The 14,541-nt window shown below is 66.2% G+C and carries 9 protein-coding genes; 1 reads left to right on the top strand and 8 read right to left on the bottom strand.

The genetic code is table 11. The features are described from left to right. Positions 1–103: 103 nt before the first annotated feature. From urtB to N7607_RS02265, 6 genes are all read right to left on the bottom strand, one after another. Entirely contained in the window at positions 104–1,675 is a 1,572-nt protein-coding gene (gene urtB / locus N7607_RS02290; RefSeq protein ID WP_279866979.1) for an urea ABC transporter permease subunit UrtB, read from the bottom strand. A gap of 259 nt (positions 1,676–1,934) precedes the next feature. After that, positions 1,935–3,200 (bottom strand): urea ABC transporter substrate-binding protein, encoded by a 1,266-nt coding sequence (gene urtA, locus N7607_RS02285; protein ID WP_279866981.1) that lies wholly within the window; start codon positions 3,198–3,200, stop codon positions 1,935–1,937. A gap of 14 nt (positions 3,201–3,214) precedes the next feature. Further along, on the bottom strand, positions 3,215–3,985 hold the full coding sequence (locus N7607_RS02280) for a GntR family transcriptional regulator (protein WP_279866983.1): 771 nt from the start codon (positions 3,983–3,985) through the stop codon (positions 3,215–3,217). Positions 3,986–3,989: 4 nt separating this feature from the next. Continuing rightward, positions 3,990–5,786 carry an allophanate hydrolase gene (atzF, locus tag N7607_RS02275; protein ID WP_279866984.1) on the bottom strand — a complete coding sequence of 599 codons (1,797 nt, stop codon included), beginning with the start codon at positions 5,784–5,786 and terminating at the stop codon, positions 3,990–3,992. A 171-nt stretch (positions 5,787–5,957) separates the two neighbouring features. Continuing rightward, on the bottom strand, positions 5,958–6,554 hold the full coding sequence (locus N7607_RS02270; RefSeq protein ID WP_192396595.1) for a MarC family protein: 597 nt from the start codon (positions 6,552–6,554) through the stop codon (positions 5,958–5,960). A gap of 64 nt (positions 6,555–6,618) precedes the next feature. Further along, positions 6,619–9,387 carry a hybrid sensor histidine kinase/response regulator gene (locus N7607_RS02265; protein WP_279866985.1) on the bottom strand — a complete coding sequence of 923 codons (2,769 nt, stop codon included), beginning with the start codon at positions 9,385–9,387 and terminating at the stop codon, positions 6,619–6,621. A gap of 318 nt (positions 9,388–9,705) precedes the next feature. Here N7607_RS02265 and N7607_RS02260 point away from each other — a divergent pair, with 318 nt between their 5' ends. Beyond that, positions 9,706–11,382, top strand: a complete 1,677-nt coding sequence (locus tag N7607_RS02260) for an MFS transporter (protein WP_279866987.1) — start codon at positions 9,706–9,708, stop codon at positions 11,380–11,382. A 110-nt stretch (positions 11,383–11,492) separates the two neighbouring features. Here N7607_RS02260 and purD read toward each other — a convergent pair whose 3' ends face one another. Next, on the bottom strand, positions 11,493–12,785 hold the full coding sequence (purD, locus tag N7607_RS02255; RefSeq protein WP_279866988.1) for a phosphoribosylamine--glycine ligase: 1,293 nt from the start codon (positions 12,783–12,785) through the stop codon (positions 11,493–11,495). A 119-nt stretch (positions 12,786–12,904) separates the two neighbouring features. Beyond that, positions 12,905–14,512: a bifunctional phosphoribosylaminoimidazolecarboxamide formyltransferase/IMP cyclohydrolase gene (gene purH, locus N7607_RS02250; RefSeq protein WP_279866990.1), complete on the bottom strand. Its 1,608-nt coding sequence runs from the start codon at positions 14,510–14,512 to the stop codon at positions 12,905–12,907. Between the last annotated feature and the right edge of the window lie 29 nt (positions 14,513–14,541).

Genomic DNA, 14,541 nt, shown 5'->3' with positions numbered 1-14,541 from the left:
AAATCCGTAGGGCGGGTGCAACCCGCGGCTGCAGCGATGCGTTCGATCTGTCGCGCGGGTTTCACCCGCCCTACGGTCGATGGCGCAATAAGGGTCGCGGTCATCAGTCGATCACCCGTCCCTTGAGAGCGAAGAGGCCTTGCGGACGTTTCTGGATGAACAGAATGATCAACGCGAGGATCAGGATCTTGCCGAGCACGGCGCCGATCTGCGGCTCCAGCAGCTTGTTGGCGATGCCTAGGCCGAAGGCGGCCAGCACGCTACCGGCCAGTTGGCCGACGCCGCCGAGTACCACCACCAGGAAGGAGTCGATGATGTAGCTCTGGCCCAGGTCCGGGCCGACGTTGCCGATCTGGCTCAGGGCCACGCCACCGAGGCCGGCGATGCCGGAGCCGAGGCCGAAGGCCATCATGTCCACCCGCCCGGTCGGCACGCCGCAGCAGGCGGCCATGTTGCGGTTCTGGGTGACGGCACGGACGTTGAGGCCCAGGCGGGTCTTGTTCAGCAGCAGCCAGGTCAGTGCCACCACGAACAGCGCGAAGCCGATGATCACCATGCGGCTGTAAGGCAGTACCAGGTTCGGCAGCACCTGCACGCCGCCGGACAGCCAGCCGGGGTTGGCGACCTCGACGTTCTGCGCGCCGAACACCACGCGCACCAGCTGGATCAGCATCAGACTGATGCCCCAGGTGGCCAGCAGGGTTTCCAGCGGGCGGCCGTAGAGGTGGCGGATCACCGTGCGCTCCAGCGCCATGCCGATGGCGGCGGTGACGAAGAAGGCCACCGGCAGGGCGGCCAGCGGGTAGAGGGCGAGGTAGCCGGGAGCGAATTTCTGGAAGGCGATCTGCACCATGTAGGTGGTGTAGGCGCCGAGCATCAGCATCTCGCCGTGGGCCATATTGATCACGCCCAGAAGCCCGAAGGTGATGGCCAGGCCAAGGGCGGCGAGCAGCAGGATGCTGCCAAGACTCAAGCCGCTAAACGCCTGGCCGAGCAGCTCGCCAACCAGCAGGCGACGCTTGACCTGGGCCAGGCTGGTCTCGGCGGCGGTGCGTACGGCGGCGTCGCTTTCCACGCCTTCGGCCAGCAGGCCTTCCAGGCGGGTGCGGGCCAGCGGGTCGCCGCTCTCGCCGAGCAGGCGCACGGCGCTCAGGCGCACGGCCGGGTCGGGATCGACCAGCTGCAGGTTGGCCAGGGCCAGGGCCAGGGCGGCGCGCACGCTGTCGTCCTGTTCGCCGGCGACGCGGGCATTCAGCAGTTCCAGCTGGGCCGGCTTGGCGCTCTTCTGCAGCTGCTGGGCGGCGGCCAGGCGCGTGGCCGGTTCTGCGGCGAGCAGTTGCTGGCTGGCCTGCACGTTGGCCAGCAGGCCGCGCAGGCGGTTGTTCAGGCGCAGCTTCTTCGGCGGTGAGGCGGGTTGAGCCTCGCCCTCGGCGGCGACGAACTGGCCGTCCTGTTCGATAAAGGCGGTTTTGCCGCTGTCGGCGGCCAGGCGGCCGGCCTGCAAGGCATCGAGCAGCGGCTGGCGAGTGGCATCGGGCTGTGCGGCCCAGCTCTCGAGGAGCTTGGCCTGCTTGGTCGGGTTGGCGGCGACGAAGTCACTGGCGTCGCCGGCATGGGCGGTCAGTGGCAGCAGCAGCGCCAGTGACAGCAGGATTCGGTAAAGGGCAGTGGGCATTGCGGATGAGTCCTTTGCAGGTGGCCGTAGCCCGGATGCAATCCGGAGGCGATTCCCGGATTGCATCCGGGCTACGAGCCCGAGAGAGATCGGTGTCGGCTGACACACCCTCTCCCCTGGCCCCTCTCCCGGAGGGAGAGGGGAAGCGTGTGGTGCCATGAGAGGTCTACGGTGGCTGGCGCTCCGTCACCCCTCGCCTCATGGGAGAGGGGCTGGGGATGCCATGACGCACGCGGACTCCCCGAAAGCCTCACTCAGCTCAGTTGGACTTCACCGCGTAGTCCGGCTTCTTGTCGTTGCCGGGGATGAAGGGGCTCCACGGTTGGGCGCGCAGCGGGCCTTCGGTCTGCCAGACGATGGAGAACTGACCGTCCTCCTGGACTTCGCCGATCATCACCGGCTTGTGCAGGTGGTGGTTGGTCTTGTCCATGGTCAGGGTGTAGCCGCTCGGCGCGGCGAATGTCTGGCCGGCCAGGGCCTCGCGCACCTTGTCGACGTCGGTGGTACCGGCCTTTTCCACGGCCTGGGCCCACATGTTGATGCCGACGTAGGTGGCTTCCATCGGGTCGTTGGTCACCGCGGTCTGGTAGTTCGGCAGGTTCTTGGCCTTGGCATAGGCCTTCCACTTGTCGACGAAGGCGGTGTTGACCGAGTTGTCCACCGACTGGAAGTAGTTCCAGGCCGCCAGCTGGCCAACCAGCGGCTTGGTGTCGATGCCGCGCAGTTCTTCCTCGCCGACCGAGAAGGCCACCACCGGGATGTCGGTGGCTTCGATGCCCTGGTTGGCCAGTTCCTTGTAGAACGGCACGTTGGAGTCGCCGTTGACGGTGGAGATCACCGCGGTCTTGCCGCCGGCGGAGAACTTCTTGATGTTGGCGACGATGGTTTGATAGTCGCTATGACCGAAGGGGGTGTAGACCTCTTCGATATCCTTGTCCTGCACGCCTTTGGAATGCAGGAAGCTGCGCAGGATCTTGTTGGTGGTGCGCGGGTAGACGTAGTCGGTGCCGAGCAGAAAGTAGCGCTTGGCGCCGCCGCCGTCTTCGCTCATCAGGTACTCGACGGCCGGGATGGCCTGCTGGTTTGGCGCCGCACCGGTGTAGAAGACGTTCGGCGACATCTCTTCGCCTTCGTACTGGACCGGGTAGAACAGCAGGCCGTTGAGTTCCTCGAATACCGGCAGCACGGACTTGCGCGATACCGAGGTCCAGCAGCCGAAGACCACGTCGACCTTGTCCTGGGTCAGCAGCTGGCGTGCCTTCTCGGCGAACAGCGGCCAGTTGGAGGCCGGGTCGACCACCACCGCTTCCAGCTGCTTGCCATTGACGCCGCCCTTGGCGTTGATCTCGTCGATGGTCATCAGCGCCATGTCTTTCAGCGAGGTCTCGGAGATGGCCATGGTGCCGGACAGCGAGTGCAGGATGCCGACCTTGATGGTCTCGGCGGCCTGTACGGTCCAGGTCATGCCCATGGCGGCGATGGAAGCGGAAAGGGTGAAGGCCTTGATCAGGCTGCGACGTTGCATAGTGCGATCTCCATTCACGAACTTGAGTGTTGAACTGCTGGGTTGTTGTTATCCGTTCTGGCAGTGGAACCAAGGTCATCGCGCTCGCCCTGCGCCGCCTGCGCCTTCTGTCGGGCGCTGTGCAGCATGTGCAGAGTGAGCTTGCGCACTTCCGCCTTGCTCTCCTCGATATGGGTCCTGAGCAATAGCTGTGCCTCTTCGCATCGGCGCGCGAGGATCGCGCCGAGAATCCGTCCGTGTTCGTTGTAGGTGGCGGTAATCCGTGGCGTCTGGGTGAAGTCCAGGCGCCTTAGAATGCGGATCTTCTCGGTGACCTCCAGGTGCACGCGGGCCATCTCGCGGTTGCCGCCGGCCTCCACCAGCTGGCAGTGGAACTGTTCGTCGAGCAGGGAAACCGCCCTGCCATCCCGCAGGCGCTGCTCGGGTTGCACCAACCAGGTGCAACTGAGTTGTTGCAGTGCGGGGCTCGGCTCGGCTTCGGGGCGTTGGCACAGGCGACGTACCGCCTCCAGTTCGAGCAGGGTGCGCAGGTCGTAGAACTCCTCGAACTGCTCGAAGTCCAGCGGGCTGACCTGCCAGCCGCTGCGAAAATGCACCTGCAGGTAGCCCTCACGCTGCAGCCGGTACAGCGCCTGGCGCACCGGCGTGCGGCTGACCGCCATCCGTTCGGCCACCTCGCCCTCGCTGAAGCGATCACCCGGCAGCAGGCGGAATTCGAAGATGTCCTCCTTCAACTGCCGGTAGATGCCGTCGGCCAGGCTGGGTGGTGCCACGCGCTTGGACATGTCTTCAGCCCTTGAGGCTGGTGATAAAGGCGCGCCAGCCGCCGAAGCTGGTGATGTCGCGGGCGCCGGCCAGCGCATAGGGCTCGCAGATAAAGCCCTTGACCCAGCGGCCGTCGGCCAGCTGCAGGTTGCCGATGCCCAGCGGCGGCGGGATCTCGGCGACGAACTCACCGAAGCGCGCCTGCGGTACATCCCACAGCTCGACGATGATCTCGGCGCCGTCCTCACTGACCCGCGCCAGGCCCGGCTTGGGCGGCACGGTGCCGGGCAGGGCATACAGCCGGTAGCTGGCGGCGCTGGTGGTCTGCTCGACCAGCACCGCGTCGCGGGTGAGTAGCTGGAAATTGAGCGGCATGCCGGTGAGGTGTGCGCCAACCACGGCCACGCGCACGCTGCCCGGTGCCTGGGCGGATACAGTCTGGGCCGGCAGCGAGCGGCCGGTGGCGCCCAGTGGCAGAGCGAGGAATTCCTGCCAGCGGCGACCGAGGGCGGCCAGGGCCTGGTCGTGCCAGGCCGGGGCGAGCAGGGTGATGCCGGCCGGCAGGCCATCGGCGCGCAGGCCTGCGGGTACAGCGAGGGCAGACAGGTCGGCGAGGTTGGTGAAGTTGGTGTAGGTGCCGAACTGGCTGTTGAACAGCACAGGCTCGGCCTCCATCTCGGCCAAGGTGCGGATGGTCGGCGAGGTCGGCACCACCAGAGCGTCGAAACCGGCCAGGGCGTCGTTGATCTGGCGCGCCAGCTCGGCGCGGATGTACTCGGCCTTGTAGGCATCGCAGGCGCTGTATTTCTCGCCGTTGGCGACTATGCCGCGCACCACCGAGTTGATGTGGGCGGGCTCGACAGCTTCCAGCGCCACCGTGCGTTCGGCGACCCAGGAACCGTAGTAGAGCTGCTCGGCCAGTTGCTGGAAGGGGCTGAAGTCGATCTCCACCAGCTCGGCGCCCAGCTCGCGCAGCTTGCCCAGCGCCTGCTCGAAGACCTGCTGGTTGCCGGCATCGCCGAAGAACTCGGGCGCCGCCGGCACGGCCAGGCGCGGCTTGGCCGGCATGCCGACCTTGGCGTTGTTGGGGTTCTTGCGGCTGTAGGCATCGCTGGCGTCATAGCCGCCGGCGATGTTGGCCACGGCCTGGGCGTCGGCCACGGTCAGGGCGAATACCGAGATGCAGTCCAGGCTGCGGCAGGCCGGTACCAGGCCTGTGGTGGACAGCCAGCCCTTGGTCGGTTTGAGCCCGACGATATTGTTGAAACCGGCCGGCACGCGGCCTGAGCCGGCGGTGTCGGTACCCAGGGCGAAGGGCACCAGGCCGCGCGCCACCACGCTTGCCGAGCCGGAGCTGGAACCGCCGCTGACGTAATCCGGGTTGAAGCTGTTGGGCACCGCGCCGTAGGGCGAGCGCGTGCCGACCAGGCCGGTGGCGAACTGGTCGAGATTGGTCTTGCCGATGACGATGGCGCCGGCGGCGCGCAGCTTGGCGACCACATGGGCGTCCTGCTCGGCCGTGTAGGCGAACTCGGGGCAGGCGGCGGTGGTTTTCCATCCTGCCGCGTCGATGTTGTCCTTGATGGCGAAGGGCACGCCGTACAGCGGCAGCTTGCTCAAGTCATCTTCGACGGCGGCCAGGCGCTCGGCGAGGGCGTCGAGTTGGGCCTGCAGCTGGATCGGTGTGGCCAGGCTTATCCAGGCCGGATCGTCGCTCGCCAGTTGCGCGAGCAGCTCGGCGAGCACGCTCGGTTGCAGTTGTTCGCTGCGATAGGCCTGTTGCCATTCGCCCAGGGTCCAGCCGAATCCGCTGTGGGACATCTTTCTCGGTTCCTTCTTGTATCCAAGTTGGAATTTCCAGAGCAGATGTTGTGCCAGTTCGTTAAGTGATTGTTTCGTAAGTTATTTTGCTTTTTATAGGGCGTGCGGAGGCGCACCGCCGCCCCGTTTGTGGGCCGGCGGGCTGTGCTGGTGCGCCAGGAGAGGGCGGGGTCAGGGGGCGAGGTAGCCGCGCACGCCGGTGAAGATAATTTGCGCGGCCAGGGCGCAGACGAACAGGCCCATCAGGCGGCTGAGAATCTGCAGGCCCTGCTGGCCGAGCAGGCGCTCGACCTTGTCGGAGAGATACAGCACCAGGCCGACGGTGGCGCTGGCAATGGCGATGGCGATGATGGCGGAGAGCTTGTCGTCCCACTCCGGCTGGCTGATGCCCATCACCAGCAGCGCACCGATGGTGCCGGGCCCGACGGTGAGCGGAATGGTCAGCGGTACGATGGTGACGTCCTGCTGCACGTTGTCGGCCTGCACCGCCGACTTGCCCTGGGCCATGCCCAGCGCGGAGATGAACAGCACGCTGCCGGCGCCGATGCGGAAGGCGTCGGCGGTGATGCCGAAGATCTCGAAAATGGTCTGGCCGAACAGGTAGAGCAGCACGCTGGACACCAGGGTGCCGAGCGCCACCTTCCAGGCCAGCCTCTTGCGCTCCTTGGCGCTGTAGCCCGGGGTCAGGCTGATGAAGCAGGACAGCACGAAGAACGGGCTGTAGAGGACCAGCATCTTCAGATAGACGGTGAACAGTAGCGACAGCATGGACAGGGCTCTTCAGGGGCAGAGGGGCACAGCATAGAAGGCGATGGTCGACCACCGCCAGCATTCAGGAGGGCAGGGCGTCGCGCTGGCGGCGTTCGCGTTCGCCCACCCAGTGGGCTATCAGGTCGCGCAGTTGCGACATTTCCACCGGCTTGGACATGTGCCCGTCCATGCCGACCTGGCGCGCGCGCTCCTTGTGCTCGGAGAGGATATGCGCGGTCAATGCCACCACCGGCGTGCGCCCGCGCTGCTCGCGCTGCTCCCAGGCGCGCAGCTGTTCGGTGGCGGAGAAACCGTCGAGCACCGGCATCTCGCAGTCCATCAGCACCAGGTCGTATTGCTGCTCCTGCATGGCGCGCAGGGCTTCCTCGCCGTTGCTGGCGGTGTCCGGGCGCAGGTTGAGCTTGCTCAGCATGCCACGGATGACCTTGGTGGAAATGCTGTTGTCTTCGGCGACCAGGATGCGGAAGTCTTCCGGCACCTGCAGCGGGCCGCTGTCGACCTGCGGCTGTCGCGGCGCGCCGGCCTGGCGCTGGGCCAGTTCGTCGGCCAGGGTGGTCTTCAGCGTGTAGCCGGCCACCGGCTTGGCCAGGATGCGCTTGATCCCGGCGTTGCGCGCGATGATCTTGCTCGGCGCATTGCTGATGCCGGTGAGCATGATCAGCAGGATGTCGTGGTTGAGGTTGGGGTCTTCCTTGATCTTGGCCGCCAGCTGCATGCCGGTCATGCCGGGCATTTCCTGGTCCAGCAGCACCGCGTCGAAGAATTCGCGCAGGTGCGCCTTGGTGCGCAGCAGGGCCAGGGCCTCCTTGCCGGACGCCACGGCGCTGACCTGCAGGCCCCAGGCCGCGCACTGCTGCTGCAGCACCTTGCGGCAGGTCTCGTTGTCGTCCACCACCAGCAGGCGCGCGCCTTGCAGCGGGCCGTCGAGGTCGGCGGTGGGTTGTTCCAGGCGTTGCGGGTCGAGCGGCAGGGTCAGCCACAGGGTGCTGCCGGCGCTGCCGCCGCTCTGCACGCCGAACTCGCCCTCCATCAGGCGCACCAGCTGGCGGGCGATGATCAGGCCCAGGCGGCCGCCGAGCTTGCTGGCGCTGAGGAAGTCACTGCTGTGCAGCTGGGTGTTGAGCAACGCATCGCGCTCGCTCGGTTCCAGCGGGCGCCCGCTGTCCTGCACGGCGATGCGCAGGCGTGGCTCCCTGGCTTCGCTGTCCAGCGCCACCACCAGCAGGATCTCGCCCTCGTCGGTCTGGCGGAAGGCGTTGTCCAGCAGGCTCATGAGGATCTGCCGCAGGCGCGTCGGGTCGCCGCTGATCACCCGCGGCACTTGCGGCTGGGTGAAGCTGATCAGCTCGACCTTCTGCTGCTCGGCCTTGGCGCGGAAGATGTCCAGGCAGTCGTCGATCAGCGCGTTGAGGTCGAACTGCACGTCGTCCAGCTCGATCTGCCCGGACTCCAGCTTGGAGATGTCGAGAATCTCGTTGATCAGGGTCAGCAGCTCGTTGCCGGAGCTGTGAATGGTCTGCACGTAGTCGCGCTGCTTGGCCGACAGCGGCGTGCCCAGCAGCAGCTCGGTCATGCCCAGCACGCCGTTCATGGGCGTACGGATCTCGTGGCTCATCTTGGCCAGGAACTCGGCCTTGGCCTTCAGCTCGGCGCTGGTGGCGGCCTCGTTGGTGCGACGGAACAGGGTGTCGCTCTGGATCTGCCGCTGGCGCTCGGACAGCGCGATGCTGAGCACCAGGCCGGCGACCATGGCCACGCTGAACAGGCAAAGCACCAGCCAGCCGGGATTGAGCTGGTCGAAACCGAACAGCACCGGGCCGAGGGTGGCGAAGCCGATATCGAAGATCAGCATGCCGGCGAATATCAGGCGCGCCGGGCGGTAGCCGCCGCGCCAGTGGACGAAGGCCACGGCCGGCACGGTCAACGCCACCAGCACCACCAGGCCGTAGACCAGCCAGCTGTGCCAGAACAGGCCGGTGAAGCCGATCATGGCCGCGGCCAGCGCGAGCACGGCGAACTCCAGGTGCAGCACATGGCGCAGCGGGCTGCGCTCGGCCTTGCTGCCGCTGAAGAAGAAGCGGGTGTAGCCGAGGATGCACAGGGCGGCGGTCAGCGCCGCCAGGTCGGCGATCAGCGACTGGTTGTAGCTCTGTTCCGGGAGCAGCACCGCCAATAGACCGATGTTGGCGGTAGCGCACAGGGCCAGGGCGACGTGCATGCCGGCCAGCCACAGGTTGCTGGCGGTCGGCGAGTAGGCCATGCGCAGCAGGTTGAACAGGGCCAGCAGCAGCAGGCCGCCGAGCAGAGCACCGAACAGATAGGCCGGCTTCTCCTGGGCGACCAACTGGGTCTCGTCGATCACCTTGAACCACATCATCAGCGCGTGGTTGGAGGTCATGCGCAGGTAGGCGACCCGCGGCTGGTTGTCGTTGGGCAGGCTGAACAGGTAGGCCCGCGACGGCAGCGGCCGCGAGCTCAGGGTCAGAGCCTCGCCGGTGCGTAGCTGCTGCTCCAGCACGCCGTCCTGGACCAGATAGAAGTCCAGGTGCTGCACGCGCGGGGCGAACAGCCACAGCCAGTGCGGGGCGGAGAGGGCGCGGGTATCGACTTTCAGCCAGATGGCCTGGGGTGAAGCGGGGAGGGTGAAGGCGAGGCGGTCGAGGGGCTGGAAGCGCGAGCTCTGGGCCTGGACCTCGTCGAAGGTCAGCTGGGCCGACTTGTCGAGCAGGATCGACCAGCTTTCCTCGGCCGTCGGCGCAGCCGTGGCCAGAGCCGGCAGACCCAGGAGCAGGCTGACGATGAGTCCTGTGGCGATCCAGAGCCGGCGCACGGCGGAGTCCCTTCTTCGATAGATTTCCGGATTATAGCTATGGGTAATACATAAAAGGCAGTCGTGGCGGCGGCCTTAGTGGGAGCTTTACCGCATCTTTACCCTGTAACCCGTCTCGAATCGGCATTCGAGACGGTTTTGCGCAGATCGTTCGCGCACGCAGCAGGCGCCTACCACAGATTTATCGAACATTAGACTAAGGTCTAATGCCGGCCCTGCAACGTCCGACTAGCCTTCCAGATCAGAACAATCACAAGAAAAGACGTCCGGGTAAAGGGCGATCCTCGCTCTCTGCCGACTGGCGTCGGGAGGCACCCCATGAGCGTAGCAACGGCAGACGCCGGCCAGGCACAGGCCGGACCCATGACCGCCGAGGAGCGAAAAGTGATTTTCGCCTCATCCCTCGGCACCGTCTTCGAGTGGTACGACTTCTACCTGTACGGTTCGCTCTCGGCGATCATCGCGGCGCAGTTCTTCTCCGGGGTCAACCCGACCGCGGCCTTCATCTTCGCCCTCATGGCCTTCGCCGCCGGCTTCGCGGTACGGCCGTTCGGCGCCATCTTCTTCGGTCGCCTGGGCGACCTGGTCGGGCGCAAGTACACCTTCCTCATCACCATCCTGATCATGGGCCTGTCGACCTTCATCGTCGGCATCCTGCCGTCGTATGCCAGTTGGGGCATCGCGGCGCCGATCATCCTCATCGTGCTGCGGCTGTTCCAGGGCCTGGCCCTGGGTGGCGAGTACGGCGGCGCGGCGACCTACGTGGCCGAGCACGCACCGCATGGCCGGCGCGGCTTCTACACCTCGTGGATCCAGACCACCGCCACGCTGGGCCTGTTCCTCTCGCTGCTGGTGATCCTCGGTACCCGCACCTGGCTCGGCGAGGAAGCGTTCGCCGCCTGGGGCTGGCGCATCCCGTTCCTGCTGTCGATCCTGCTGCTGGCAATCTCGGTGTGGATTCGCCTGACCCTGAGCGAGAGCCCGGCCTTCAAGAAGATGAAGGAGGAGGGCAAGACCTCCAAGGCGCCGCTGACCGAGGCCTTCGGCCGCTGGGAGAATGCCAAGGTGGCGCTGGTCGCCTTGTTCGGCGGCACCGCCGGCCAGGCGGTGGTCTGGTACACCGGCCAGTTCTACGCGCTGTTCTTCCTGACCCAGACGCTGAAGGTGGAGGCGGCCACGGCGAATATCCTGATCGCCCTGTCGCTGCTGATCGGCACGCCGTTCTTCATCGTGTTCGGCTGGCTGTCGGACAAGATCGGGCGCAAGCCGATCATCCTCGGCGGCTGCCTGGTCGCGGCGCTGACCTACTTCCCGCTGTTCGGCCTGATCACCCACTACGCCAACCCGGCGCTGGAGCAGGCCCAGGTCTCGGCGCCGGTGACGGTGGTGGCCGATCCCAACGAGTGCTCCTTCCAGTTCAACCCGGTGGGCACCTCGAAGTTCGTCACCTCCTGCGATATCGCCAAGGGCTTCCTGGCGCGCAACTCGGTGAACTACGCCAACGAGGAGGCGCCGGCCGGCACCCCGGCGAGCATCCGTATCGGCGAGCAGACCATCGCCTCGTTCTCCGGCGCCGGCATGCCGGCCGACCAGTTCAAGGCGCAGTCCGATGCCTTCAACGCCAAGATGACCGAGGTGATCCGCAGCGCTGGCTACCCGGCCAAGGCCGACCCGGCGCAGATCAACACGCCGATGCTGGTACTGCTGCTGACCGTGCTGGTGCTGTTCGTGACCATGGTCTACGGGCCCATCGCCGCGCTACTGGTCGAGCTGTTCCCCACGCGCATCCGCTACACGGCGATGTCGCTGCCGTACCACATCGGCAACGGCTGGTTCGGCGGCTTCCTGCCGACCACCGCTTTCGCCATGGTCGCCGCCACCGGCAACATCTACTACGGGCTGTGGTACCCGATCGTGGTGGCGGTGATGACCTTCATCATCGGCCTGTTCCTGATGCCGGAGACCAAGGATCGCGATCTGCGTAACTGGCACTAACGGCAGTAGGGTGGTCTCGCCGCGCAGCGGCAGCCCACCCTGCGGATCTGATCGCAATGCAGAAACGAAAAGGCCCCGCAATGCGGGGCCTTTTTTCTATCGGCTGAAAATCAGCTCTCGCCTTGCTCGCGGGCAATGGCGCGGTAGCCGATATCGGTGCGGTAGAAGCTGCCGTTCCAGCAGATCTGCTCGGCCAGGCGGTAGGCCTGCTGCTGGGCATCGGACACGCTCTTGCCGATGGCGGTGGCGCACAGCACGCGGCCACCGGCGGTGACCACTTCACCGGCCGAGTTCAGCGCGGTACCGGCGTGGAACACCTTGCCGTCGATCTTGGCGGCGGCGTCCAGGCCTTCGATCACGTCGCCCTTGGCGTAGTCGGCCGGGTAGCCACCGGCGGCGATCACCACGCCCACGGTCGGACGCGGGTCCCAGGTCGCTTCGACCTTGTCCAGCGCCTTGGCCAGGGCGGCCTCGACCAGCAGTACCAGGGAGCTTTCCAGGCGGACCATGATCGGCTGGGTTTCCGGGTCGCCGAAGCGGCAGTTGAACTCGATGACCTTGGGCTTGCCGGCCTTGTCGATCATCAGGCCTGCGTAGAGGAAGCCGGTGTAGACGTTGCCTTCGGCAGCCATGCCGCGCACGGTCGGGTAGATCACTTCGTCCATCACGCGCTGGTGCACGTCCGGGGTGACCACCGGGGCCGGCGAGTAGGCGCCCATGCCGCCGGTGTTCGGGCCGGTGTCGCCGTCGCCGACGCGCTTGTGGTCCTGGCTGGTGGCCATCGGCAGCACGTGCTCGCCGTCGACCATGACGATGAAGCTGGCTTCTTCGCCGTCGAGGAATTCCTCGATCACCACCCGCGCGCCGGCGTCGCCAAATGCATTGCCGCTGAGCATATCGCGCACGGCTTCCTCGGCTTCGGCCAGGGTCATGGCGACGATCACGCCCTTGCCGGCGGCCAGGCCGTCGGCCTTGACCACGATCGGCGCGCCCTTCTCGCGCAGGTAGGCCAGCGCCGGCTCGACTTCGGTGAAGTTCTGGTAGTCGGCGGTGGGGATCGCGTGACGGGCGAGGAAGTCCTTGGTGAAGGCCTTGGAACCTTCCAGCTGGGCGGCGGCAGCGGTGGGGCCGAAGATGTCCAGCTTGCGCGAACGGAACAGGTCGACCACGCCCTTCACCAGCGGCGCTTCCGGGCCGACGATGGTCAGCTGCACGTTCTTCTCGGCGAAGTCGGCCAGCTGCTCGATGGCCAGCACGTCGATGCTCACGTTCTCGCACTTGGCCTCGGTGGCGGTGCCGGCGTTGCCCGGGGCGACGAAGACCTTCTCGACGCGCTTGTCCTGCGCCACTTTCCAGGCCAGGGCATGTTCGCGGCCGCCGCTGCCGATGATCAATACGTTCATGTTGCTCTCCCAGTGGAGGCGGGCCTTGAGCCCGTTTGGTGGATAAGCAGAGCGTTATCCACCCTACGAAATGGGTGCGGAGTAGGGTGGATGGCCGCAGCCATCCACCGCCTCGTCAATCAGTGACGGAAATGACGCATGCCGGTGAACACCATCGCAATCCCCGCCTCATCGGCGGCCGCAATGACTTCCGCATCGCGCATCGAACCACCCGGCTGGATCACCGCGGTGATGCCGTTGGCGGCGGCATTGTCCAGGCCGTCGCGGAACGGGAAGAAGGCGTCGGAGGCCATGACCGAGCCGGCGACCTGCAGGCCGGCGTGCTCGGCCTTGATCGCGGCGATGCGCGCGGAGTTGACGCGGCTCATCTGGCCGGCGCCGACGCCGATGGTCTGACGGCCCTTGGCGTAGACGATGGCGTTGGATTTGACGAACTTGGCCACTTTCCAGGCGAACACCAGGTCGTGCACTTCCTGTTCGGTCGGTGCGCGCTTGGTGACCACTTTCAGGTCTTCGGCCTTGATCATGCCGATGTCACGGCTCTGTACCAGCAGGCCGCCGTTGACGCGCTTGAAGTCCCAGCCAGCGCTACGCTCGGCCGGCCATTCGCCGCACTCGAGCAGGCGCACGTTGGCCTTGGCAGCCACTACGTCGCGGGCGGCCTGGGAGATTTTCGGGGCGATGATCACTTCGACGAACTGACGGTCGACGATGGCTTGGGCGGTCTCGCCGTCCAGCTCGCGGTTGAAGGCGATGATGCCGCCAAAGGCCGACTCGGTGTCGGTGGCGTAGGCCAGGTCATAGGCCTTGCGGATGCCGCCTTCGGCGTCGGTGGCTACGGCCACGCCGCACGGGTTGGCGTGCTTGACGATGACGCAGGCTGGCTTGACGAAGCTCTTCACGCACTCCAGCGCGGCGTCGGTGTCGGCCACGTTGTTGAATGACAGCTCCTTGCCCTGCAGCTGGATGGCGGTGGCGACGCTGGCCTCGCCCTTCTGTGCTTCCACGTAGAACGCCGCGCTCTGGTGCGGGTTCTCGCCGTAGCGCATTTCCTGGGCCTTGATGAACTGGCTGTTGAAGGTGCGCGGGAAGGAACCACGCTCTTCGGTCGACAGGGTGTCGCGGCTCTGGTCGATGGTGCCCAGGTAGTTGGCGATCATGCCGTCGTAGGCGGCGGTGTGCTCGAAGGCCTTGAGGGCCAGGTCGAAGCGCTGGGCGTAGCTCAGGCCACCGGCCTTCAGCGACTCGACGATGCCGGCGTAGTCGCTGGCGTTGACCACGATGGCCACGTCTTTGTGGTTCTTCGCCGCGCTGCGGACCATGGTCGGGCCGCCGATGTCGATGTTTTCGATGGCGTCGGCCAGGTCACAGCCCGGCTTGGCCACGGTGGCGGCGAAGGGGTAGAGGTTGACCGCGACCAGGTCGATCGGCTTGATGCCGTGCTGCTCCATCACGTCGCCGTCCAGGGCGCGACGGCCAAGGATGCCGCCGTGGATCTTCGGGTGCAGAGTCTTCACGCGACCGTCCATCATTTCCGGGAAGCCGGTGTAGTCGGCCACTTCCACGGCCGCGACGCCGTTGTCCTTGAGCAGCTTGTAGGTGCCGCCGGTGGAGAGGATTTCCACGCCCAGGCTGACGAGTTCACGGGCGAACTCGAGGATGCCGGTCTTGTCGGAGACGCTGATCAGGGCGCGGCGAACGGGGAGGCGGGTGGTCTGGTCGGTCATTGCAAAGTCCATCGGAGCTGGAGATTCAG

The sequence above is a fragment of the Pseudomonas sp. GD04019 genome (assembly GCF_029837695.1).
Lineage (GTDB): Bacteria > Pseudomonadota > Gammaproteobacteria > Pseudomonadales > Pseudomonadaceae > Aquipseudomonas.
The sequence above is the reverse complement of the archived record's forward strand: the minus strand, read 5'-3'. Positions and strand labels throughout refer to the sequence as shown.